The sequence below is a fragment of the Microcoleus sp. F10-B2 genome, assembly GCF_036704965.1.
GTDB lineage: Bacteria > Cyanobacteriota > Cyanobacteriia > Cyanobacteriales > Microcoleaceae > Microcoleus.
The window spans coordinates 29,369-51,705 of sequence record NZ_JAUBTB010000047.1 but is presented as its reverse complement, the minus strand read 5'-3'; the positions used below and the strand labels follow the sequence as shown (position 1 = coordinate 51,705).

Sequence of the window (22,337 nt, the reverse complement as noted above, 5' to 3'; positions counted from 1 at the left end):
GTGAACCCGCCCCTACAGGTTTTTGACGGCGGGTGCAAGAGATCGGGTTAAATAGATATGATTGCTGTAGGGGCGGGTTTTACAAACTATCATTGCCTAAAATCAATAATCTCATAAACCCGCCCCCACCGGATGACACAATCTTTCATTAATTCGCACAAAACTTTTCCACACACCGCACAAACATTTCTACACCCATCCCCAGCGCAGTTTCATCAAAATCAAAGCGCGGGTGATGGTGGGGGTAAGCCAAGTTTTTCTCTGGATTTGCTGAACCCAAGAAGAAATAGCAACCTGGCACTTCTTGCAAAAAGAACGACATATCCTCGCCGCCCATTGTTTGACATTCCGGCACGATTCCTGCAGGAGTTTCGACAACTGATTCTGCCACGCCACGCACCAATTCAGCTATTCTCGAATCATTAATAACTGGCGGGTAAAGCGAACAATAATCGAATTGGTAATTTGCCCCGTGACTCTGACAAATTCCGGCAATTACTTGCTCGATTCGCTTTGCAAAATAATCTTGATATGCTGGATTGAAATAGCGCACCGTGCCACCGATTTGAGCGGTATCGGCAATGACGTTGTGGGTGTGGCCTGCGTGGAATTTGCCGACAGTTACTACCGCTGAGTCGATCGGGTCAATGTTCCGCGCGACGATTGCCTGCAAAGCGCTGACAATTTGGGCTGTAACTACGATCGAGTCCACAGTCTGATGTGGCATTGCGCCGTGTCCACCTTTGCCAAAAATCGTGCAGTCAAAAACTTCGACAGCAGCCATCAGCGCGCCGCTGCGGACGCCTGCAGTGCCCAAAGGCAGATTGTTCCACAAATGCAAGCCGACGATCGCATCAACATCAGGGTTCTTCAAAACTCCCGCTTCAATCATCGGTTTTGCGCCCCCTGGCCCTTCTTCGGCGGGCTGAAAGATAAATTTTACTTTACCCGAAAAGCTGTGTTTGTGCTTGGCCAGATAACAAACAGTACCGAGGGCGATCGCAGTGTGGCCGTCGTGACCGCAAGCGTGCATAATTCCATCATGCTGCGATCGATAATCCACCTCATTTTCCTCTTGAATCGGCAAAGCATCCATATCCGCCCGAATTGCCAAAACCCGCCCCGGTTTGCCGCTGTCTATAGTTGCGACAATACCCGTTTTAGCAATATTAGTTTGATGCTCAATGCCCCATTCCTGCAACTTTTGCGAGACAAACTGCGCCGTTAAATTTTCATCAAAACTCAACTCCGGCTTTTGGTGCAAAAGGCGACGCCATTCGACTAGCTGAGGCTGCAAATTTATAATTTCCAGCCGCAATTGAGATAAATCCACAGACGTTAAATTCGGTAAAGTAGAAACCATGTTTTATTCTCCTTTTTTTTATTAACTTTGAGGTTTAATCACTTAATAAATGGCAATTACTAATTATAGCAACCCTGAATAATTTGTGAAACTCTCTCTGCGGTCTCTGCGGTCTCTGCGGTCTCTGCGGTTAAAATAAAATCTTCTTCAATCCTATCCCAGTTGTGCAGGATATTTTTTTTATGAACCGCAGAGGGCGCAGAGTACGCAGAGGAAGAGAAGAATGAGAAACAGAGGTGTTTAGAATAGGGTTATTTAGAAGTATGAGGAACTAAATTAACCCCTGGTAGCAACCGCTCTAAATCTAATTGAGAAGCTGCTTTAGCTAATTTAGCAAGGTCAGTCGGGTCATCTAAATGCGGCAAAATACCCAAAACAGGTATTTGAGTTAGCGACTGGATCAAATCGACGGGCGCTCGATCGGCAATTTCTTGTTCGGAATAAGCTTTAACGCAATTAAGCACAATTCCTCTGAGCTTAAAACCAGTGTGTCTGGCGAGAGCAACATTCGCCACAGCTTGCCCGATCGCCCCCAACCTCACAGGTACTACCAAAACCCCCCTCAGCCGCCAATCCCTGGCAATATCGGCTACCGTCAGTTCCCACGTTACAGGCGAACCGAGTCCTCCCAAAGCTTCCACCAACACAAAATCCTTGCGCTCCGAGAGGCTTTGCCAAGCCGTCCAGACCTTTTCGAGTTCGATATGTCTCCCCTCCCGTTCCGCAGCAATCGGCGGTGCTAGAGGCGCATCAAAGTGCAGCGGATTGAGTTCTTCGGGGGATTGGTCGAGGGCAAACAAACGGGTGTAGAGTTCGCGATCGCCCGTTCCCGTTTGCAAGAGTTTCATCATTCCCAAACTGCGATCGGGAAAATACATTTGCCAATAAGCAGCCAGAGCGCTGGTCAAAACAGTTTTGCCCGCGTCGGTATCAGTTCCAGCAATTAGCAGCGAGTTCATTGGCAAATAGCTAACAAGTAATTGGCCTCAACATCAGTCTAGGGGAATTTTGCCAGAAGTTTAGAGTTCCGGCGATGGTGCGGGTGTTGGTGCGGGTTCCGGTTCCGGTGCGGGAGTTGGTGCGGGTTCCGGTTCCGGCGCGGGTGTTGGTGCGGGTTCCGGTTCCGGCGCGGGTGTTGGTGCGGGTTCCGGCGACGGTGCGGGTGTTGGGGCAGGTTCCGGTGTTGGTGCTGGAGTTGGCGCTGGAGTTGGCGCTGGAGTTGGTGCGGGCGTCGGTTTTGGTGTCGGTTTGGGCGCTGGAGTCGGTTTGGGCGTCGGTTTGGGCGCTGGAGTTGGTGCGGGCGTCGGTTTTGGTGTCGGAGTTGGTGTCGGAGTTGGTGCTGGGCTTGGTTCCGGCACTGGTTCAGGGCTCGGTTCCGGCACTGGTTCAGGGCTCGGTTCCGGCACTGGTTCAGGGCTCGGTTCCGGCACTGGTGCTGGGCTTGGTTCCGGCACTGGTTCAGGGCTCGGTTCTGGCACTGGTTGCGGGGTTGGGGTTGGCAAAGGTAGCGGGTTTGGTACCGGAGTTAGTGTCGGCGTCGGACTTGTAAGTGCTGGCGGTGTCGGAGTGGGTTTGGGGCGCGAATTGTTGAGAAATGAGCCGACTAAAGCCCAGGAACCGAAGCCCGTCAAGATTACTAAGCCCGCCAGCAGACCGATCGCAGCGATGGGATTGTCCCAAAAATTGTCGCCAGCAGGCTCAATTAACGGGTCTGGCTGGTTTTGCGGGTGGGAACTTTCGGCGGCGGGCTCTGGCGGCCTGCCCACGGCCACCGTTGCTATTAGGGAAGGGTTTGTCGGCACCGCTGCTGGCGCGGGCGGTACAGTTGGCGGGTTAGGCTTAGGATTAGTTTGGCCGTCGAGTGCTTGGGCGACTTCGCTGACAGATTGATATCGATCGCCCGGAGACCGACTCAACATCCGATTCAGCACCAAAGCCAAACCCGTGCTCACCTGCGCTTGCTGCTGCCAATTCCACTGCAGGGTTGTTCGATCGAGCAATTCCTGCGGTTCTTTGCCTGTCAGCAGGACGATCGCCGTTACAGCTAAAGCGTAGAGGTCGCTGCTGGCAGTTGCCCGCCCGCTTTGCAACTGTTCCATCGGCGCGTAGCCGATTTTGCCGACAGTTGTCGCGTGGGCTGTTCCTTCGGGAGACTGGACTTTGGTGGCGAGTTCCTTCACCACTCCAAAGTCAATCAGCACTGGCATTCGATCGTTTTCCCTGCAGATGATATTTTCTGGGGAGATGTCGCGGTGGATGATGCCGCGGGCGTGGATGTGAGCCAGTACCGGCAGCATTTGCCGGATAAATATCAAGACTTCGGCTTCGGTGAAGGTGCGGCCTGTTGAAGTTCGATCGAGCAACAGTTCGCGGTAAGTCATCCCTTCCACGTAATCCTGCACTAAAAACAAACGCTGGTTCTCTTCAAATATTGCCCGAAACTGGGGAATTTGTGGGTGCCCAATTTGGTAAAGTATTGCCGCCTCTCTTTGAAACAATTCCTTCGATTTTTCCAAAACGTAAGGCCCGCTTTGCACCGGAATCAATTCCTTCAGGGCGCAGCGTTCTTGAAACCGCCCCAAATCTTCTACTAAATAAGTCCGGCCAAATCCTCCTTGACCTAAAATATTCACCAAGCGGTAGCGGTTTTGTAGGAGAGTTCCAATAGCAATAGGTGGCTGCATAAGTTTAAGTAGAAACTGTCAAAAAATAGACGATCGCTCGCAGACTTAGTAATCCTAGGTCTTTAGTGCCCTTGAGCATACTTCACTCTCTGTAGTCCCCAGTCCCGACCAAAATTAGCATTGTACATTTTTTTGACATTCTTGAACGCAAGGATGGTGAGAAACCGGGTTTTTTCACAAAAATACACAGGTTGCAACCTGCAGATACGATCGAAAACCCGGTTTCTGCGTCAATATCTCAAGGGAGAAATGCACGATTTTTCGTAGAAACCGGGTTTTTTGGCCTTAGCCCTAATAAATTGTCGCCCCCCTGCCCCCCGGCCATACATCTCTATAAAGCTTGAGATTATTTATGGGAGATGTCTGCTGACTACTGACTGCTGACTACTGACTAAGCTTTGCTTTCACCATGTCTTGAATTCTGTTACCGTCTGCTTTGCCTTTAAGCTGCTGCATTGCCTTGCCCATCACCTTGCCCATATCTTTTGCAGAAGTAGCGCCAACCGAGGCAATCACTTCGTCAACGACTTGACTCACCTCTTCGTCTGACATCTGCGGTGGCAAATACTCTTCAACAATTGCTAACTCCGCCTCCTCTTGTGCGACTAAATCTTCGCGGCCACCTTTGCGGTATTGTTCGATCGAATCCCGGCGCTGTTTGGCTATTTGCATCAAAATTTCCATTTCTTGAGCTTCTGTCAGCGTGTCTTGGCCGGAAGGACGGAGGCTGACTTCTTTTTCGAGAATAAATTTCTTGATGCCGCGAACTGTTTCCAAGCGAACTTTGTCCTTGGACTTCATGGCTGCTTTGATTTCTGCGTCAATGCGTTCTCTTAAGCTCATCGATTTCTACCTTGCTTTGCCCGATATCAAAAATCTGGAGTATGCTTCCGATTCTTAACTTTTTTTACAGTATTTTTCAAGTTTATTGCCTGTTGGTGGCATTTTTATCGCATTGAACCCGGATGCCTTAGACCTTCGACCGAATTTTGGGCGGCTGCACTTCCAGTCTCGACCCCAAATTGACTCACGCCAGAATTTTTAGATGCAGGGGCACCAGTGCGATCGTACTTCTGCCAGTACAGATTTCGCGAGAACCCAGATTCCGCACCCTGGGGTGTCACGCATCATAATAATTACGCAGAAAACTCTATCTTTAACCCAGATTCCGCACCCTGGGGTGTCACTCAGCACAATTACGTAGAAAGCTCTACCTTTAAAGTAATAAATTATGCCATTAAAAAGTTTTTATCCGTTAATATACTGTATATCAGTATAATTGATAGTTTTATTGCGGGATAAAAATAAGTAAAAACCGATTGTGACCTTTGAGGATGCCGAATGTGGGCTTTAAAGTAATAAATTATCCCTTTAAAAAGTTTTTCGTCCGTTAATGTACGGTATCAAAGTATAATTTATAGCTTATTGCTGGATAAAAATAAGTAAAAACCGATTGTGAGGGTTGAGGGTGCAGAATGCGGGCGAGAAACCTGCTCGATCGGACATATTTCTGCAAGTCCTATTCAATCGGCCTAACTTAACACTTGTGACCGCCCCAAAAGTTAAATCTCTCAAAAAATTGGCTGAATATTTCTAGTTTCAGATGGTAAGATAGCGGTGGAATAAACGTCCTGCAAGAGGCCTGCTGTGATCCGTTCTGCTACTTTACCGCTTCCGCTTCCCGAGCCGCCGATTTCCGCTCACGACCGTCTGCGGCTGTTCTCCGGTTCTGCTAATGTTCCCCTCGCCCAAGAGGTGGCTCGCTATCTGGGGATCGATTTGGGGCCGATGGTTCGCAAGCGGTTTGCTGATGGAGAACTCTACGTTCAAATTCAAGAATCGATTCGGGGTTGCGATGTTTACTTGATTCAGCCAACTTGCTGTCCGGTAAACGATCGCCTCATGGAATTGTTAATTATGATCGATGCTTGTCGCCGCGCTTCGGCCAGACAAATTACTGCTGTCATTCCCTATTACGGATATGCTAGGGCCGATCGCAAAACGGCCGGAAGAGAGTCGATTACTGCAAAATTAGTGGCTAATTTGATTACTCAAGCTGGGGCCGGTCGCATTTTGGCGATGGATTTGCACTCGGCTCAGATTCAAGGTTATTTTGACATTCCTTTCGATCACGTTTACGGTTCACCGGTGCTATTGGATTATCTGGCGAGCAAGCAATTGACGGATATTGTTGTGGTTTCGCCGGATGTGGGCGGAGTCGCTAGGGCTAGAGCTTTTGCCAAAAAGCTTGACGATGCTCCCCTGGCAATTATTGACAAGCGCCGCCAAGCTCACAACGTGGCAGAAGTGATGAATCTTATCGGTGATGTCAAGGGCAAAACGGCCGTGTTGGTGGACGACATGATCGATACTGCCGGCACAATTTCTGAGGGCGCGAGATTGTTGCGCCGCGAGGGTGCGAGGCAGGTTTATGCTTGTGCTACTCATGCGGTGTTTTCCCCTCCAGCGATCGAGCGTTTGTCTAGCGGGATTTTGGAAGAGGTAATTGTTACGAATACAATTCCTGTGCCTGAAGAGAACCGTTTTAAGCAGTTGACGGTGCTTTCGGTAGCCAATTTGCTCGGAGAAACTATTTGGCGGATTCACGAAGATAGTTCTGTTAGCAGTATGTTCCGCTAGACAGCAAAGACACTTTTTGAATGTTTGTTTTAGGGTGCGTTAACAAGTGTAACGCACCGTTTTTTAGATGGATAGTGCGATCGTTTCCTGCAATTAATATCACGCAAGGTCGGAAACGGCAATGCCGTTTCCCTACCCCAAAATAATCGTACTGCGGGCAAGGGTTCGCCCGCCCTCGCCCCCTCGGCTCTAACTATCACGCCTATTAACTGTAGGGACACGGCAGTGCCGTGTCCTGACTGCGGGTAATATTAATTACGATGCAACCGGAAACGATATCACCGGAACAAGAGATGGTAAAATTCTATCTTGTTGTCTGGAGAGCGCGACCTTTTTATATTCTAGATAGGTCTCATCAAAACAAGGGGCAAATAGGGAAAAATTATGAAACATTCACTTGTACGAACAGTGGCAGCACTGGCTAGTTCAGCAATTTTAACACTGGGCGCGATCGGTTCGGCTAAAGCATTTACTTTTGACGAAACCGACATTAACCAAGACCGAGTAATTGTCATCGCCCAACCCCGCCCTTACGGCGGCTACCAATTGCTAATTGTAGAACAAGTATCTGACAAGCGAAAATGCTGGAGCGAAAGTGGCTCTAATCCCGTGAAAGTCGATCCATTATTAGTTAGTTTTGATTTCACCGGTATTTGTGGGCGCGCAACAGACAGCAACGGCTTTTCAATTCGCATGGCAGGCACAGATTTAGCATTAAAATACACCCTAAGCTTGGAAAGTGTTGATGGCAATGTTCTTCTAATGGGAACTCCGGTTGATTACCAAGGTAAATCGGTGATTATCGGTCGCACAAATGGCGATGTTAACGACTTCATGAAAATCAGTCTCGATCCTGCTTGGCGATTGAGTAAAAGAGCTTATCAAGGCCGCACATTAGGTCACTTTTATTTCACTACCAATCAACCCGCACCGGAAGAAATTGGCAATACCGGAGGCAATACCGAAGTGATGCCGCAGCCAATACCGCAGCCAATACCGCAGCCAATACCAATACCAATACCGCAGCCATCACCGCAGCCAATACCGCAGCCATCACCGCAGCCAATACCGCAGGAAATACCCATACCGCAGCCAATACCGCAGGAAATACCCATACCGTAGGTAATACTGGCTTTTCTACAATTCGGAAATAGCTACCGATGATATCTACGCTTCCGAAATTAAAGAAGTTGTGGGCTTTGGGTTTGTAGCCCGGTTTTCTCAAAATAATGCTTGGCGGCCGCAACTTGCTGTTACCAGAGAGCAATTGGTATCTTGAGTTTGGGAATCTTTGAAATGAATACAAGGTGCTAATATCACCTTTCCTAGCCATGTTTCTATCCGTCCATTTAGCGACGTTGATATTTTCCGCTGGAGTGCCGGGAAACTTCTATTGGCGCGGAAAAACAAGATAGTTAGCTACTATCAAGATGGAACTTTTAAACCTACGCAGTCCGTCACTCGCGCTGAATTGATGGCGGTGCTCCGTCGAGCGGCGGAATTTGGTTTCTCAGCCCGGAGAATGAACCGGGATTTAGTTGCTAAAGAACAGTCTAAAACTTTTTCAGACACTCAGAATTATTGGGCTGCTTCTATTTTTACTCAAATTTATTCTTATTGTTCTGTTGCTGCCGCTTTTAACGAAATTGGCGATGGTTTGCTCCGAATGATTCTGCAAAACCCAATTACGCGGAGGCCGCTACTTTGCGAATGCTGAAATGCGTTAAGGCTCAGTAGTAAAAAGTAGATACCAGACAACTTTTGCGAAGTCTGGTATCGGAGTATTCTGTTTCTTTTAACTTAATTTTTTACGCGACGCCGTAGTCAGTATACGGCCGTTTGTATGGCGGTTGCAATCCCAAAATAATATCCTCCCTCGGTACTCCCATTGCAACTAATTCCTCCGCAGGATTTTCCTCTGTCAAATTTTGCTGAAGCCAGATTTTTCCATCTTTGATGTCAATGTGAATGAAGGTTTGATAAATCCGGGTTAAGTGTTCCCAGCCGACATTCATCCACTGATAATGATCTCGCTCTGTGTCTAAAATTAGTTGCACTTCGACTTCATCATCTGAAACATCATCTTCGGCATAACGGCTCATTAATGTCTGAACGTACTGACGATATTGAGCTAGTTTGTCCATTGTACAATTACCTCATTTGTTGCATCGTATACGATTAGCAATACCTGATACTGTTGTACCGCAGCTTGAGTAAACTCAGACTGAAAAAATGTTCTATACACGTCAATTGGTACTGCCAAGTATAATTTCCGATTAGGTTCAACAGATGCCAGCCCTAGCCGATAACTGAGAAATTGTCCCAATGCAGCATAAAAGTCTGTAATTACAGAAGGATTGAGGAAGCTTTTGATTTCGACTGCAATTTTCTCCCCTCCTCGCTCCGCTGCGACTAACCTTTCTGCTCCCAAATCAACCTGAAATTTAACATTGCCAAACTTAAACCTTAGTGGATGGGCAGTAATCACCCACTGTTCTTTTTGAAGGGCTCGCTTTACGGATTCGTGGAAAGTATCTTTGGCAGACACAGACAAATTCTCAGCGCGATTGCAAACAAGTATTAATTATACCAAAATCGCGGTATACTGTCAATCGGTACCATCCTAATTTTCTATATAGTTTTAATTTTTAAGTTAATCAGGAGTGTAGTGCTTATCATATCGTTTTCTTGGATTTCTTCTTAGATGGCTTTTGAGGAGTTTTCTGGACGGGGATTGTCTCTGATTCTTGCTGTGCGATGTCTGGGGTTACTTCAAACAAGTCTTTCAAGGAAATTTTTTGCTGAAATTCAAGTTCGTTTAGCAAGTTTGAAGCTGTTTCTAATATTTGCTTTCCCTGTCGGACTTGAATAGTAGTTTTATTTTCGATCGCATCTAACAACACAAAAATCGAGACTGTTTGCCAAATACCTAAATCGTCGCCGACGACATCGCACTTAGACACGATTTTGCCGTTTTCGGGGACGTGAATTCCTAAGCCGGAAGCTTGAATTAACGGCTGGATTTCTGCTATACTTAAATCCGCAAGGTCAGTAATTTTATGTTCGAGCGATACTAAATCCGCTAAATCGGGCAAGTTGACCGATTCTGCGGCTAAAGCATCGAATTTAAAGGTAAGAGTTTGATTCAGCGGATCGGAAATGGCATACATTGATTGAATTTGCGATCGACTAACCGCACCTTTCTCGAAAAAATCTCTGCCTTGCGGGGCGATCGCAATTTTTCCATTTTCAGCCACCTCCAAGCTTTCCAAACTAACCAGAGTCGCCGCCGCAGTCTTCACAAAAATCTCGTCTAACCCCAGCAAATCCGCCAATTCCTTCAAAGTTGGCGCAGGTTCAAACTCAACACCCGCCCGCAAAATGAACTCTTCCAACACGTTAAACTCGCGCGGTTCGCTAATCGCCACCTCCAGCGGAGTTTGGCGGATTGCAAAGCGGAATTGACGCGCCGCCAACACTGACAAACCCGGATTTTGTTGCTCAATCTGTTCGGCTAGCGAACTTAAATTCGAGTCTATGGGTTTAGTTGAGGACGCTAGAAACATCTACAAAACCTCCGCAGTGACGCACCGTTTTTGAAACTTCCTGATACATTTTTCCCACTGTACCTGTTTGTTGGGTAAATAAATCGTGGCAGCCGACAACTACCAGCAATTCTTGAGCGCGGGAAAATGCCACATTCACCCGTTCCGGTTCCTTAGCAAATCCAATATCGCCCCTAACATTATTGCACACTGTGCTGACAATAATTACAGGTCTTTCCATGCCTTGAAATATGTCAACCGTACCAGTGCGGATGCTCAAAGCAGGGAATCTTTCGCCTTCGATTCTATCTTTAATTGCATTTAATTGAGCAGCATAAAAAGTGATAATTCCGATTTCTTTCGGCGGTTCGCCGCCGGCAACTTTGGGCCGCCAAGCTATCTCCATTTGTTCGCACAAACGCTCGATCGCATCAATCTCCTTGACATTCAACCGCGAAGTCCCCTGTTTTTCCTCTTCAAATCCTTGTCCGATGGGCGTTTTCACCCACAGAATGTGATTATTTTCTTGAATGATTCTACCTGCGAGGTTGTGGGCGCGCTTGGTGTCAGCTCCCTGAATGCCACAGTTGAGTTTTTGCTGGTAAAACTGATTGATTGCGCCCATGATTTGTGGGTGCATTCGATACTGAGTTGTCAGCATTTTTTTGATGCTGTCGCTGGCATTTTCAAACAAAACTTTGAACAGCGATTCTTTGATGAAGCTAAGTTCGTCTCCGGTACAGCCGATGTCTTCGGCAATATCGTCGATCGTACTTTGATTAAACATCGGTGGCAATTGCCGGTGATCGCCCACTAATACTAACTTTCTGCCCTTCAAAGCGGGAATTAATAACTCTGGGGGAGTGCATTTGCTAACTTCGTCAATGATGACTGCATCAAAGCTGGGAAAGTTTTTAGTAAAATCGAAGCTAGCAGCTTGCACGCAAGTAATGCCGATTACGTTGGCATTGTCAATATAAATTTGCTTTAAATCGTTGCGGTCTTTTTCTGATGGATTGCGGAGTTTTTGAATCCAATCTGTCACAAAGTTTTGAGAACGATTTAGGGCTATTTCTTCTTGTTCTAATTTCCGCTCCCAAGTTTTGAATAAACGCTTAATTTTGTTTAAAAAAGCTACTGTGAATAATCCTGTATTAGGAACTTCTGGCTGATATTGAGGCGGGATAGTTTGCCATGCTGACTCCCACCAATTTCTCTCAACAAGTAATGCTGCTGTCGGTTGCTGCTGTTGCAGTTGAGCGGTAATTTTGCTCAATTCTGTTTGAAGTTCGGCGAGTTGCTGCTGCGAAGTTGCAGCCGCAGTTTGCAGCGGAGATAAATGCTCGTCAAGAGTGTTTTTGATGGTTTCCAAAACCCCAAAAGGGTCTAGATCTGCAATGGATTTTTCAAGCTGGATCGTGCTTGCTTTCCAAGCATCAACTTGCTTGACAAACTGCTGCGGTTGCTCCCAAATATTCGATTTTTGGGCTAGATATTGTTCGGATAAAATCCGCAATTTTTCAGGTACATTTTGCTGGTGGACCATTGCTTGCAACAAATTAGTAACTTCGCTAATTTTTAAGTTTGCCTCTTGCTGTGCTGTTTCTACCTGAAGTTTAGCGGCGGATATTTGCTGCTGGTTTAAGGTTTGACCGATTTTATCTAATAATTGTTGCTGTTTGATAAGCTGCTGTTCGGTTTCTGTTTTCAGGGGAACCACGCACTGACGCGCATTTGCGAGGATACTGTGCAGCAATTCTTTGACTAGGCGATCGAAGGTAGCCTGGATATGATTTGGATGTAAGGATTCACTATAAAATTGTTGAATGCTACCTAAGAAAGTGCGAGATTTTTCGATGATAAATTTGCGCTGACTTTGGCTGACTTGGGAATAGCTGGCGAAGTCTTTGGCGAGTTGTTGCCACTGTGTACGATCGCCCGCAGAGAGCACGATCGGCGTTTGACTCAAATTTAGGTGCAAAAACTCGCTAAACCGGAACTGTTGCCCTTGTATGTCCTTAAAACCTGCGCTTTCTTCGTGGGATATCGCCTTTTGCAACCTATCCAAATCGGGCAAATTGACTTTGCATTTGGGCGGCACGATCGGCAATTTGAGCGATCGGGCAATTTTCAGCAATCCTGGCGGCAATTCTACCATATCATCCGTGAGCATTGCACCTGTTTCCCAGCAAGTTTTCACGACTTCATAGAGTCCCGTATCCGCTGTCTCGATCCACTGTGCAACGGCGACGACAACGGCTGCAATTTCCGCTTTTCGCAGTTCCAAATTCTTGATTTTCTGTTCGAGATTGTGGCGGTGTGTCTGATTTTGCCGATCGCCCAATTCGAGTTGATTCACAGCATCTGACATCTGCCGCGACACCCGCAACGACTCCGCAACCGCCGACATAGCGTGACAAACATCATCAGCGCGATCGAATGCCGTCTTAAATTCCGATATTTGCGCTGCTACAGTTTCCTGCAGCCAAACCGCAATCCCAAACGCCCCGCAAGCAGGGCGATCGAAGCCTATTTGAATAGCATTGCTAGCGGCAATCCGAACATTGGCCATAAAGTTTTCTACTAAAACATTGCCTTCTGAATAAGGTTTTAGTCGGGGCATAAACTCAGCCACTTCAGGAGATTCCCAGTTGACATTAGGCGAAGCCAGCAGATTTTCCAACCCACTAACAAGAGATTCAATATCGCTTTTTTCGGTTAAATACCGTTCATATTCTGCTGCTTGCTGGCTGCACTTTTTCTCAATATTTGCTTGACTGTCGTGCAGGTGTTTTAGTTCATTAAAAAAATCTCTCTCTGCTGCACAGTAGGCGGTAAATCGCTCTGAGTCTGCCACCAACTGCCGCAAAGATTTGACATTAGTCAGGCGCTGCGAGAGCTTTTCTTCGCAGTCAGTCGCCGTATTTTGCAGCCAAGTGCCGATCGCATTTTCCTCCAAAAAAGGCTGCCCTTCTTCCTGCACCTTATGAGCTTTTCCCTTCCGCAAAGCCCGAATCGCCGGATTGTGAACTAACCGACTCAAAGCATTGTCTACAGCCAAATTTGCTTGCGAAGCAATGAGCGTTTTGCCGCCCTGACGGGCAATTTGATAGCAAATCTCCGCAATCACAGTCGTTTTCCCCGTTCCCGGCGGCCCTTGAATCAAAATTAAATCCCGCGCCGAAAGCACCGTTTCTACGGCGGCAAGTTGGTCGTCATTAGCATTGCGATTTAATAAGTTTTCCCGATCCAATTTAATCATTTTTTCGGGCATTCTCGCCTGAGAAGAGTCGAATAAAAACTCGCTCAAATAGGGATTTTGAGCGCGGCCATCTGTCAGCATTTTTAAAGCTTTTTTCTTGCGTTCGATTTGACTGATATCGCCCGCCGCTTCAAAATACAAGAAGCCTTGTTTGGGCATTTGATATCTGCCGCCCGCCATGCGAACTCCTAAATCAACATCTAATTTAATGCGTAATTTACCATGTTCAAAGTCAATTTCGGCGATGCTACCCAATGTCTCTCCATCGCGGCTGCTTCTGCTTCCGGGCGGCGAATCAAACAGGATAATTTCTTCATTTCTGGCTTTTTTCAGCCTTTCGCGAAAGTCGCCCAATTCTAAGGGATTTTCCTCGTAACCGTCAAGAGTTGCGGAATTACGCTCAATTTCAAAAGTGACGATTTTGAAGCCGGAACCGTAATTATGACCGCGAAAAGGTACGCAAAATTGACGCGCTTCCGCGATGCGTTTTTCCACATTTAAAAAAGTGTGCCAAACTTTTAGCTGTTCGGTAGTTGGTATGTGTCTGTCGTCCCAAAATGGCATTTGTTGGACGCGGGCGATCGACTTTGCAGGAATTGGCGATCTGCTGTTAGCCAAAAGTCGCAACTGAACCGGCAAAGCGTACCCATCTTTCCTCCCTCTGGGAACCGCCACCAAACCAGCATCCAGCAGTTTTAAACCGCCAATTCCGTCTTCACAGCGTACAGTTGCTAACAACCGCAAAGTGCGATCGGCTTTTTGCAACAATTCGGGTAATTCAAAATCATCTCCATCCGTAGCAAGCAGCAATTCCCAGATTTCTTCTTCTGAATATCTCTCATTTATCTTTTGGCGACGGACGTAGAAAAGATTGTGGGATTTGCCAGCTATCTCCGACATCAGAATTTCCGCACGTTCTTTGCATTCCCAATCGCAATATTTCCCTAAAGCCGCTTCTCCTTCTATATCCCGAATAAACTTATTAATTGTGCGATCGCCACTAAATTTATATCCCCAATCTTCTGTTACTAAAGATGGCATATTTTGATTTTAGATTTTAGATTTTAGATTGGATTTAAGATTAGCACATCGGAACTTGTGCCGACAGAACCGCGACATCAAAAAAAAAATTAAGGTGTGCATTGCACACCCTACGACCATCGCAAATTACCGTACAGGCGACGGGCGATCGAATTAAACTGTTTAGAATCAAAAGGGCGAACGATGGGACTTGAACCCACGAATGGTGGTACCACAAACCACTGCCTTAACCACTTGGCTACGCTCGCCGTATCAGTTTTAACTATAGCATCAGATCTCAGCACAAGTCTAGGGGTAGGGCAAAAATATTTTGAAATATTTCTGAGCGTCCCTGAACCGGACAGATCGATTGTGCCTCAAATTCCAAGCACAGTAAGACTATAGCACAATTTTCGCTCTGCGCGATCGGCCTGTGCGAGCCTCTTCGAGGGCTTCGCCAACGGCAATTATCTCCCTCCCAGCACTCATGCGGCGTGGGTTCGGCAGCTCTGGCAGCGTCCCGATTCGATCCAGCGCATTAAAATAGCCTTATCAGCCCAGGCGCATCTAAATTTTACACTCCAGTTTGATAAAACTCACATCTTGCACCATTTTTAAGAACAGGCAAGATGCCTGTTCCACAAAGAATGAATTTCTTATAGGGTGAGCTCTTGTAGCCCGTCCCTAAAAGCCTGATTGAGAATAGTGCAACATCTCAGATGAAATGCTTGTGGGGTGTCCCGCCCGCCCGAAAAATACAACGCCAGAAGCGGGACAGCTTATCCCACACCGCATGAGTTATCAACCCTCTCTCTTCTCTCTCTTCTCTCTTCCCTATTCCTTCGCGCCGCTTCGCGTCTTCGCGGTTCGTTTAAAAACAAGTCTTGTCCGCAATCTAAAATCTAAAATCTAAAATCTAAAATCGATATGAGCTACTGTGTCAACCCAGAATGTCAAAATCCTCAAAACTCCAACACCGCCAAATTTTGCTTAAACTGCGGCTTTAACCTGTTGCTGAGACAGCGATATCGCCAGATTGAACTTTTAGGTAGAGGCGGATTTGGTAAAACTTTCCTAGCAATTGATGAAGACATCCCATCTCTACCCCGCTGTGCAGTCAAGCAATTTTATTTTTACGACCGCGACCCCGAAATTTTTAACAAAGCCCTTGAATTATTTCGGCAAGAAGCCGTCCGTTTAGACGAACTCGGAAAACACCCGCAAATCCCCACATTATTAGCGGGCTTTGAACAAGAAGGTCATATTTATTTAGTTCAAGAGTTTATAGAGGGGCCGACTCTCAAACAAGAATTAGACAAGAGTGTCTACGATGAAAATCAAATTTGGCAACTGCTGCAAGACTTATTGCCCGTGCTGCAATTTATCCACGACAAGCGCGTCATTCACCGCGACATCAAACCGGAAAATATTATCCGCCGCCAGTCGGACGACAAACTCGTATTGATCGATTTCGGCATTGCCAAACTGCTGACTGATACAGCAATACTCCGTCCAGCAACGCTCATCGGCAGTCAAGATTATGTAGCTCCCGAACAAATGCACGGCAAAGTATTTCCTGCTAGCGACCTTTACAGTTTAGGTGTTACTTGCATTCGCTTGATGACGCAAGTTCCTCCCTTGGATATGTACGACTGCAACAACGATCGCTGGTGGTGGCGCGAGTTTCTCCCCAAAGCCACGAGTATTAGCGAGGAGTTAGGTGAAATTTTAGATAAATTGCTGCAAACTCATCTCAATCAGCGGTACAGTTTTGCTGCGGAAGTTTTGGACGATATCAAAGCAGCTTTAGATATTCGCCATCAAAATTTGCTTTCGCAAAAAAAGCCGATCGCTCCTGCTCTTAATAATAGCGACAACTCTGCCGATATCAGCGCGCTACCAACTCCTGATTCTCCGATTTTACCCACAAATGCCGTCGCCAATTCCGCAGAAACTTTTTCCTTATCTGTTAATTCAAATCTAGATCCGACCATGATTTCTGCACGGGGAATTAATTATACCAAACTTCGGGATTTTTTGTCAAACAAAAAGTGGAAAGAAGCCGATCGCGAAACTTGGGGCTTGATGTGTCAATCTCTTTCCCAGCCACCGGGAACTCAGCTAGAAATAAGCCAAATTTACCAGCTACCCTGCGAAGATTTGCAAACAGTCGATCGCCTGTGGTTGCGCTACAGTCAAGGTCGGTTTGGCTTCAGCGTCCAAAAGCAGATTTATGAAAGCGTTAAGGGAGACTATATCAGATTTTGCGATCGGGTCAACTGGCAAACCTACAATTCTGCTAATACTTTAGGGCAGATTAAATTTAGTCAGCAAGCACCAATCGGACACCTCCCCTCTCGCAGTTGGGTTGGCGGCATTCAGTGGCTGCGGCACCTCGATGTCCTGTCAGCAAAATTAACCGAGTGCGACAATAATGCTGCTCCTAAATTGTAATTTAGTCTCCCGAATAACTAAGTAAAAATTTAAATTTAAACTCTACCTGAAAGCAGAGAAATTTGTCGCGCTAGATGTATCCATTGACCGAGGCTCGGTGCGATCGCTTATCGCACAATGGATTCTGAAGGCGAACACAGATAAAGTCTGCAATCCTTTAGACTTTAACAACCGAACTAAACAGAGGTATCGATCCATGTTTTTTCACAAAAAACAATTAATGGCTGCGGTGACAGTAGACGAAGCCAACCCCCGTTTTGCCCAATTGCTGCTAGAACAGTTTGGCGGAGCAACCGGAGAACTGACAGCAGCTCTGCAATACTGGGTGCAGTCCTTTCACTGTGAAGATGCAGGGATTAAGGATATGCTCCAAGATATTGCAATAGAAGAATTTAGCCACTTAGAAATGGTGGGCAAACTCATCGAAATGCACACCAAAAATGTTGACCAAACAGAAGCTTATAAAAGCACTTTGTTTGCCGTGCGCGGTGTAGGCCCGCACTTGCTGGACAGCCAAGGTCAAGCTTGGACGGGTGCTTATGTCAACGAAGGCGGGGATGTGGTGCGCGATTTGCGCGCTAATATCGGTGCGGAAGCAGGAGCTCGCCAAACCTACGAAGAGTTGATTAAACTAGCACCGGATACGGGAACGAAAAAGACCCTGCACTTTCTGCTGACTCGCGAAATTTCTCACACTGAAATGTTCATGAAAGCTCTGGAAGCGCTGGGTAAACTCACCGATCCTTTGTTCGGTAATATTCCGCCAGATTCCACTGTGGATCTATACTTTAACTTGTCTACAAATGGCAAGGATGAACGCGGCCCTTGGAACTCGGAACCTACTTTCCAATACATTGCCGAGCCAGCTCCCAAAGGTTAGTTTGAGAGTTGTGTTACTTGCGTGGCGAGTGAAGATTTAAGCGCAGTGTTAAGTAATTTTTAAGCCGCGCACCTTCTTTTGTAAGGTGGGCGGCTTAGAAACTTTAAGCCCAGTGTTGAGTAATTTTTAAGCCGCGCACCCTAGGATATCGAACTTTTGTGTTGAGTAATTTTTAAGTCACGCGCCCTACGGTGTTATAATTATTTGAAATTCCGATCGAACCTTAACATCCTATCTATATTGAAATTGCGATCGACCTATTTATTAGTTGCTCACGGCAGCCGCGACCCCAGACCCCAACAAGCTTTGGAAAACCTAGGTCAACTGCTGTCTCAAAATTTGGCTGACTCGTTCCCCGCAGTAGCAACCGCCACCTTAGAACTCGGGCCCGCACCGCTGCACGAACAAATTTGCAGTTTTGGCGAACGTACCCTGTCGCTGGGCCTGACAGAATTGCAAATACTGCCTGTATTTTTATTGCCGGGAGTTCACGTCGCCGAAGACATACCGGCAGAGGTGGAAATTGCCCGACAAACTTTTGGTCACAAGCTAAAAATTGCATTGCGCCCGCATTTAGGTTCCCAGGAAGCAGGCTTAACAAAATTGGTAAAAAGTCAGATGGAAGAGGTGACTTTTCTACCCAATCTGCTACGGCCAAAATGGATTTTATTATCTCACGGCAGCCGCCGCCCCGGAGGTAACTCGACAGTTGAGGAAATCGCCAGCCAACTCGGTGCGCTGACAGCTTATTGGTCGGTAAAGCCGAGTTTGTCAGAGCAAATTGACAGTTTGGTTCGTGGTGGACAGCAGCAAATAGGGATTGTGCCATACTTCTTATTTAATGGAGGAATTACAGATGCGATCGCCAAAAATGTCGCACAGCTAAAGCAGCAATTTCCTGCGGCGGAACTTCATCTCGCCAATCCTCTAGGCCCAAGTGTAGAATTAGCAGACTTAATTAGGGATTTAATTCAAAAATGAACCGCAGAGGCACAGAAGAGGTAAAGGAAGAAAAAAAAATGTCTTTAGGAAAAGTGTATTTAGTAGGTGCGGGGCCAGGAGATCCGGGTTTGATGACATTGAAGGGAAAAGCTTTGTTAGAGTGCGCGGATGTGGTGATTTACGACGCTTTAGTCAGCCCTCAAATTTTGGCAGCAATCAACCCCCAAGCAGAACGAATTGATGCCGGAAAACGCAAAGGCCGCCACTCGTTAATGCAAGATGAAACAACTCAGTTAATGATAGAAAAAGCTGGAGATAATGCGATCGTAGTTCGTCTCAAAGGCGGCGATCCGTTTATCTTCGGCCGGGGCGGCGAAGAAATGGAAGAGTTGGTAAAAGCTGGAGTGTCGGTAGAAGTCGTCCCCGGCGTCACTTCTGGGATTGCGGCCCCTGCTTATGCGGGAATTCCTTTAACACATCGATCGTACAGTTCATCTGTCACCTTTGTCACCGGTCACGAATCAGCGGGAAAATATCGACCGGAAGTAAATTGGCAGGCGATCGCCCGTGGCTCCGAAACCATTGTAGTATACATGGGAATCCATAATTTGCCTTACATTATCGGCCAGTTAACAGATGCAGGATTGAGTGCAGAAACGCCCATAGCGTTAGTGCGCTGGGGAACGCGGCCGGAACAAGAAGAATTGATCGGGACTTTGGGTACCATTGTAGAGCAAGTTGAGGCGATCGGATTTTCAGCACCTGCGATCGCGGTAATCGGAAACGTGGTCAATTTGCACTCGATATTGTCGGGCTGTCGGCCTGTTTCTCAGACTGTAGAATAAGCGGGAAAATAGGAGCGATCGCAAATTATCGGCCGTCAAGTTAATCTAGAATTAGCCTCTTGTTCGCATCCCTTTTTTGAGCGCGTCACTACTCCCTGATTGTATACGATCGCCAGGACATGATATTATATCAATTCCGCTCTTCATCGGAATGATATAAACGGAGGACACGGCAGTGCCGTGTCCCTACCACGATCAATTGTAGGGACACGGCACTGCCGTGTCCTCGCTTATCATTCCGGTGCAGCCGAAAACGATATTAAGCATCGCGAATTAAATAATTTACACAAGTTTGGGGATGGGCCTGAAAGCCCGCCCTTTCTGGACGGGCGGGATGGGCCCATCCCACAAGAACCATCACGCATTGTAAGTTATTTAATTCTCATTCCTAAGCAACAATCTGGAAGTCGCTGACTGTCAGGGACGGAGTGCCGTCAAGCGTGGCAAATAGCGCACCCGTTCCTAAACCAACTTGTGCCCCATTCTGGTTGAAGAATAAGTGGCCCGTGGCGCGACTGTAAACAATTAATTCCTTGCTGGTTTCTACTTCTAAATCGCTATTTACAAAGGCAATCTGAGCAGAAGTAATTGCTCCGAATGCAGTTTGACCTAAGAGAATTTTGTCTGTACTAATGGTAAAATCAGTAATGCGATCGCTCCCAAAATCAGCAGCATTAAAAGCACTGTTTGATTTAAACAAAAACAGATCTTCACCAGCACCACCAGTTAGAAAGTCATTGCCTGCATTCCCTGCAATTTGGTCGTTGCCATCGCCACCAATCAGCGTATCATTGCCATCGCCACCGGAAACACTGTCATCACCTAAGCCACCATTAAATGTGTCGTCGCCACCTCCCATGTCAACAACTGAATTGGCGTAGGTTCCCAACAAGTTAATTACATCATTACCATCAGAATTGGAACTCGCAGCTTCATCGCCCTTGATGTTGATAAAGAAGCGAAAATCGTTCATCGTAATAGTAATGCTGTCGTTACCGATGCCGCCGATAATTTTGTCATCGGAACTCGGTGCATCGTCGGGATTGGTGTTGTTGTCCCAGATTTCAGCAAAGGTGATGTTGATGCTGTCATTGCCAACACCGCCTTGAACATCATTTACGCCGTCGGGGTCGGTAATGGTGTCGTCGCCAGTACCGCCGAAAATGCGATCGAGATTGCCTAAACCGCCGTTGATGAGGTCATTGCCGCCCTGGCCATCAATGAAATCATCCGCGCCGTCGTCCTTGATGGTGTCGTTGCCGTCCGCGCCCATCAGTGTATCTGGATCGGGAGTACCGCTGAGAATCAAAGGGGTAATCGGGGGGTTTGTATTAGCCGGATTGACGGTGAGGTTAACAGTGGCTGTCGCTGTCCCCCCGTGACTGTCGTCAAGCTGATATGTAAAGCTGTCCTCACCCGTGAAGTCACCGTGGGGCTGGTAAGTGATGAAATCATCAGCCTTGTCCAGCGTACCGTTATTGTTGATTTCGGCCTTCCCACCGACTCCATTGGTCAAAACTTTGAAAATCAAGGGGTCGCCGTCTGGATCGCTGTCATTTGCTAACACTGGAATATTGACAGCAGTGACTCGATCTGTGGTGGCGCTGTCATCGATCGCGATCGGCAATTTGTTGGCAAAGTCGATCGTTACAGTAGCTTTCGCTATACCCCCGTGAGTGTCATCGATCTGATAAGTGAAGCTATCCGCCTCCCAGAAGTCACCGTGGTGCCGATAAGTGATGAAGTCATCAGTCTTGTCCAGCGTGCCGTTATAGTTGATTTCAGCTTTGCCGCCGACTCCATTGGTCAAAACTGTCAAAATCAGAGGATCGCCGTCTGGATCGCTGTCATTTGCTAACACTGGAATATTGACAGCAGTGTCTCCGTGGCTGGTGGCGCGATCGTCGATCGCGATCGGCAATTTGTTGACTGCTTTAACTGTCACCTCAACCTTAGTAACGTCCGAACCTCCCTTACCGTCGTCGATTTGATAGAGAAAGATATCATCCCCGCTGAAGTCGGGATTGGGAGTGTAGGTGATGAAATCATCTTTTGGATTGTCCGGCGTACCGTTGTTGTTGACTGCTGCTTTACCGTTGTGTGCAGCCCTGAAAATGCTGAGGTTGAGGGGGTCGCCATCTGGTTCGCTGTCATTGACGAGGACATGAATATCGATCGCGCTGCCAGCATTTACAGTCGCAGCATCCCCAGATGCGATCGGATTTCGGTTGGGATCGACAGTCACTTCAACTTCGGTGACAGCCACGCCTCCCTTACCGTCTGCGATTTGATAGAGAAACACATCCTGCCCGCTGAAGTTGGGATTGGGGGTGTAGGTAATGGAATCGTCTTGTGGATCGTCCGGCGTACCGTTGTGCCTGACTTCTGCTTTGCCGTTGTCTGAAGTCTTGAAAATGCTGAGAGTCAGCGGATCGCCATCCGGGTCGCTGTCGTTAGCCAAAACATCGATATCGATCGCGCTGCCAGCATTGCCGATCGCAGTGTCGCCCACTGCGATCGGTGGCTGGTTTGCGATCGAGAGAGGGGGGAGTGAGGGAGATGGTGTCGGAGATGGTGTCGGTGTCGGTGTCGCAGAAGGCGGGAATGACGGAGTGGGCAATGTCGGAGTGGGCGGGAATGACGGAGTGGGCAATGTCAGAGTGGGCGGGAATGACGGAGTGGGCAATGTCAGAGTGGGCGGG

16 protein-coding genes and 1 tRNA gene are annotated in these 22,337 nt (G+C 47.3%); 7 read left to right on the top strand and 10 right to left on the bottom strand.

Annotated features, from left to right (window positions below; translation table 11 throughout):
- Positions 1-148 precede the first annotated feature (148 nt).
- From QUA99_RS19040 to QUA99_RS19025, 4 genes are all read right to left on the bottom strand, one after another.
- A complete protein-coding gene (locus tag QUA99_RS19040) occupies positions 149-1,363 on the bottom strand; it encodes a M20 family metallopeptidase (RefSeq protein ID WP_333242148.1) in 1,215 nt (404 codons plus the stop codon).
- Positions 1,364-1,614: 251 nt separating this feature from the next.
- Complete coding sequence (bioD, locus tag QUA99_RS19035) at positions 1,615-2,322, bottom strand: dethiobiotin synthase (protein ID WP_333242145.1); 708 nt, start codon at positions 2,320-2,322, stop codon at positions 1,615-1,617.
- Between the two features lie 60 nt (positions 2,323-2,382).
- The gene (locus QUA99_RS19030; RefSeq protein WP_333242142.1) at positions 2,383-4,047 is read right to left on the bottom strand and encodes a serine/threonine-protein kinase; all 1,665 of its coding nucleotides are present in this window, start codon (positions 4,045-4,047) and stop codon (positions 2,383-2,385) included.
- A 384-nt stretch (positions 4,048-4,431) separates the two neighbouring features.
- Positions 4,432-4,890 carry a GatB/YqeY domain-containing protein gene (locus QUA99_RS19025; RefSeq protein ID WP_333242139.1) on the bottom strand — a complete coding sequence of 153 codons (459 nt, stop codon included), beginning with the start codon at positions 4,888-4,890 and terminating at the stop codon, positions 4,432-4,434.
- Positions 4,891-5,694: 804 nt separating this feature from the next.
- Here QUA99_RS19025 and QUA99_RS19020 point away from each other — a divergent pair.
- The 3 genes from QUA99_RS19020 (at position 5,695) to QUA99_RS19010 (ending at position 8,404) form a co-directional block, all read left to right on the top strand.
- Positions 5,695-6,687 carry a ribose-phosphate pyrophosphokinase gene (locus tag QUA99_RS19020; protein ID WP_333242137.1) on the top strand — a complete coding sequence of 331 codons (993 nt, stop codon included), beginning with the start codon at positions 5,695-5,697 and terminating at the stop codon, positions 6,685-6,687.
- A 384-nt stretch (positions 6,688-7,071) separates the two neighbouring features.
- The gene (locus QUA99_RS19015) at positions 7,072-7,809 is read left to right on the top strand and encodes a DUF3747 domain-containing protein (protein ID WP_333242134.1); all 738 of its coding nucleotides are present in this window, start codon (positions 7,072-7,074) and stop codon (positions 7,807-7,809) included.
- Between the two features lie 271 nt (positions 7,810-8,080).
- On the top strand, positions 8,081-8,404 hold the full coding sequence (locus QUA99_RS19010) for an S-layer homology domain-containing protein (protein ID WP_333242131.1): 324 nt from the start codon (positions 8,081-8,083) through the stop codon (positions 8,402-8,404).
- A 91-nt stretch (positions 8,405-8,495) separates the two neighbouring features.
- Here QUA99_RS19010 and QUA99_RS19005 read toward each other — a convergent pair whose 3' ends face one another.
- The 5 genes from QUA99_RS19005 to QUA99_RS18985 form a co-directional block, all read right to left on the bottom strand.
- On the bottom strand, positions 8,496-8,831 hold the full coding sequence (locus QUA99_RS19005; RefSeq protein ID WP_333145711.1) for a XisI protein: 336 nt from the start codon (positions 8,829-8,831) through the stop codon (positions 8,496-8,498).
- Positions 8,819-9,235 carry a XisH family protein gene (locus QUA99_RS19000; RefSeq protein ID WP_333242128.1) on the bottom strand — a complete coding sequence of 139 codons (417 nt, stop codon included), beginning with the start codon at positions 9,233-9,235 and terminating at the stop codon, positions 8,819-8,821. Before QUA99_RS19000 ends, QUA99_RS19005 begins: the two co-directional genes overlap by 13 nt.
- Before the next feature lie 127 nt (positions 9,236-9,362).
- Positions 9,363-10,253: a hypothetical protein gene (locus tag QUA99_RS18995; RefSeq protein ID WP_333242126.1), complete on the bottom strand. Its 891-nt coding sequence runs from the start codon at positions 10,251-10,253 to the stop codon at positions 9,363-9,365.
- A complete protein-coding gene (locus tag QUA99_RS18990; RefSeq protein WP_333242123.1) occupies positions 10,231-14,535 on the bottom strand; it encodes an AAA domain-containing protein in 4,305 nt (1,434 codons plus the stop codon). The genes QUA99_RS18995 and QUA99_RS18990 overlap by 23 nt, the downstream gene beginning before the upstream one ends.
- Before the next feature lie 175 nt (positions 14,536-14,710).
- Positions 14,711-14,783: transfer RNA gene (locus tag QUA99_RS18985), tRNA-His, on the bottom strand.
- Between the two features lie 658 nt (positions 14,784-15,441).
- Between QUA99_RS18985 and QUA99_RS18980 the strand changes: the two genes are divergently transcribed.
- The 4 genes from QUA99_RS18980 to cobA all read left to right on the top strand — a co-directional run bounded on the left by QUA99_RS18980 (position 15,442) and on the right by cobA (position 19,635).
- Positions 15,442-16,968, top strand: coding sequence for a serine/threonine-protein kinase (locus tag QUA99_RS18980; protein WP_333242120.1), 1,527 nt, complete (start codon positions 15,442-15,444; stop codon positions 16,966-16,968).
- Between the two features lie 196 nt (positions 16,969-17,164).
- Positions 17,165-17,848: a manganese catalase family protein gene (locus QUA99_RS18975; RefSeq protein ID WP_333242117.1), complete on the top strand. Its 684-nt coding sequence runs from the start codon at positions 17,165-17,167 to the stop codon at positions 17,846-17,848.
- Positions 17,849-18,088: 240 nt separating this feature from the next.
- Positions 18,089-18,829 (top strand): sirohydrochlorin chelatase, encoded by a 741-nt coding sequence (locus QUA99_RS18970; RefSeq protein WP_445251028.1) that lies wholly within the window; start codon positions 18,089-18,091, stop codon positions 18,827-18,829.
- Positions 18,826-19,635, top strand: coding sequence for a uroporphyrinogen-III C-methyltransferase (gene cobA / locus QUA99_RS18965; protein ID WP_333242113.1), 810 nt, complete (start codon positions 18,826-18,828; stop codon positions 19,633-19,635). The genes QUA99_RS18970 and cobA overlap by 4 nt, the downstream gene beginning before the upstream one ends.
- A 388-nt stretch (positions 19,636-20,023) precedes the next feature.
- On the opposite strand, the gene QUA99_RS18960 is transcribed toward cobA, so the two are convergent.
- Positions 20,024-22,337 (bottom strand): Ig-like domain-containing protein (locus QUA99_RS18960; protein ID WP_333460394.1); only part of this gene is annotated, 2,314 nt, incomplete at its 5' end.

Bases quoted from the DNA above. Each gene is read 5' to 3' on its own strand.
- QUA99_RS19040 (WP_333242148.1), bottom strand. From the start codon at position 1,363: ATGGTTTCTACTTTACCGAATTTAACGTCTGTGGATTTATCTCAATTG.
- bioD (WP_333242145.1), bottom strand. From the start codon at position 2,322: ATGAACTCGCTGCTAATTGCTGGAACTGATACCGACGCGGGCAAAACT.
- QUA99_RS19030 (WP_333242142.1), bottom strand. From the start codon at position 4,047: ATGCAGCCACCTATTGCTATTGGAACTCTCCTACAAAACCGCTACCGC.
- QUA99_RS19025 (WP_333242139.1), bottom strand. From the start codon at position 4,890: ATGAGCTTAAGAGAACGCATTGACGCAGAAATCAAAGCAGCCATGAAG.
- QUA99_RS19015 (WP_333242134.1), top strand. From the start codon at position 7,072: ATGAAACATTCACTTGTACGAACAGTGGCAGCACTGGCTAGTTCAGCA.
- QUA99_RS19005 (WP_333145711.1), bottom strand. From the start codon at position 8,831: ATGGACAAACTAGCTCAATATCGTCAGTACGTTCAGACATTAATGAGC.
- QUA99_RS18995 (WP_333242126.1), bottom strand. From the start codon at position 10,253: ATGTTTCTAGCGTCCTCAACTAAACCCATAGACTCGAATTTAAGTTCG.
- QUA99_RS18990 (WP_333242123.1), bottom strand. From the start codon at position 14,535: ATGCCATCTTTAGTAACAGAAGATTGGGGATATAAATTTAGTGGCGAT.
- QUA99_RS18980 (WP_333242120.1), top strand. From the start codon at position 15,442: ATGAGCTACTGTGTCAACCCAGAATGTCAAAATCCTCAAAACTCCAAC.
- QUA99_RS18975 (WP_333242117.1), top strand. From the start codon at position 17,165: ATGTTTTTTCACAAAAAACAATTAATGGCTGCGGTGACAGTAGACGAA.
- cobA (WP_333242113.1), top strand. From the start codon at position 18,826: ATGAACCGCAGAGGCACAGAAGAGGTAAAGGAAGAAAAAAAAATGTCT.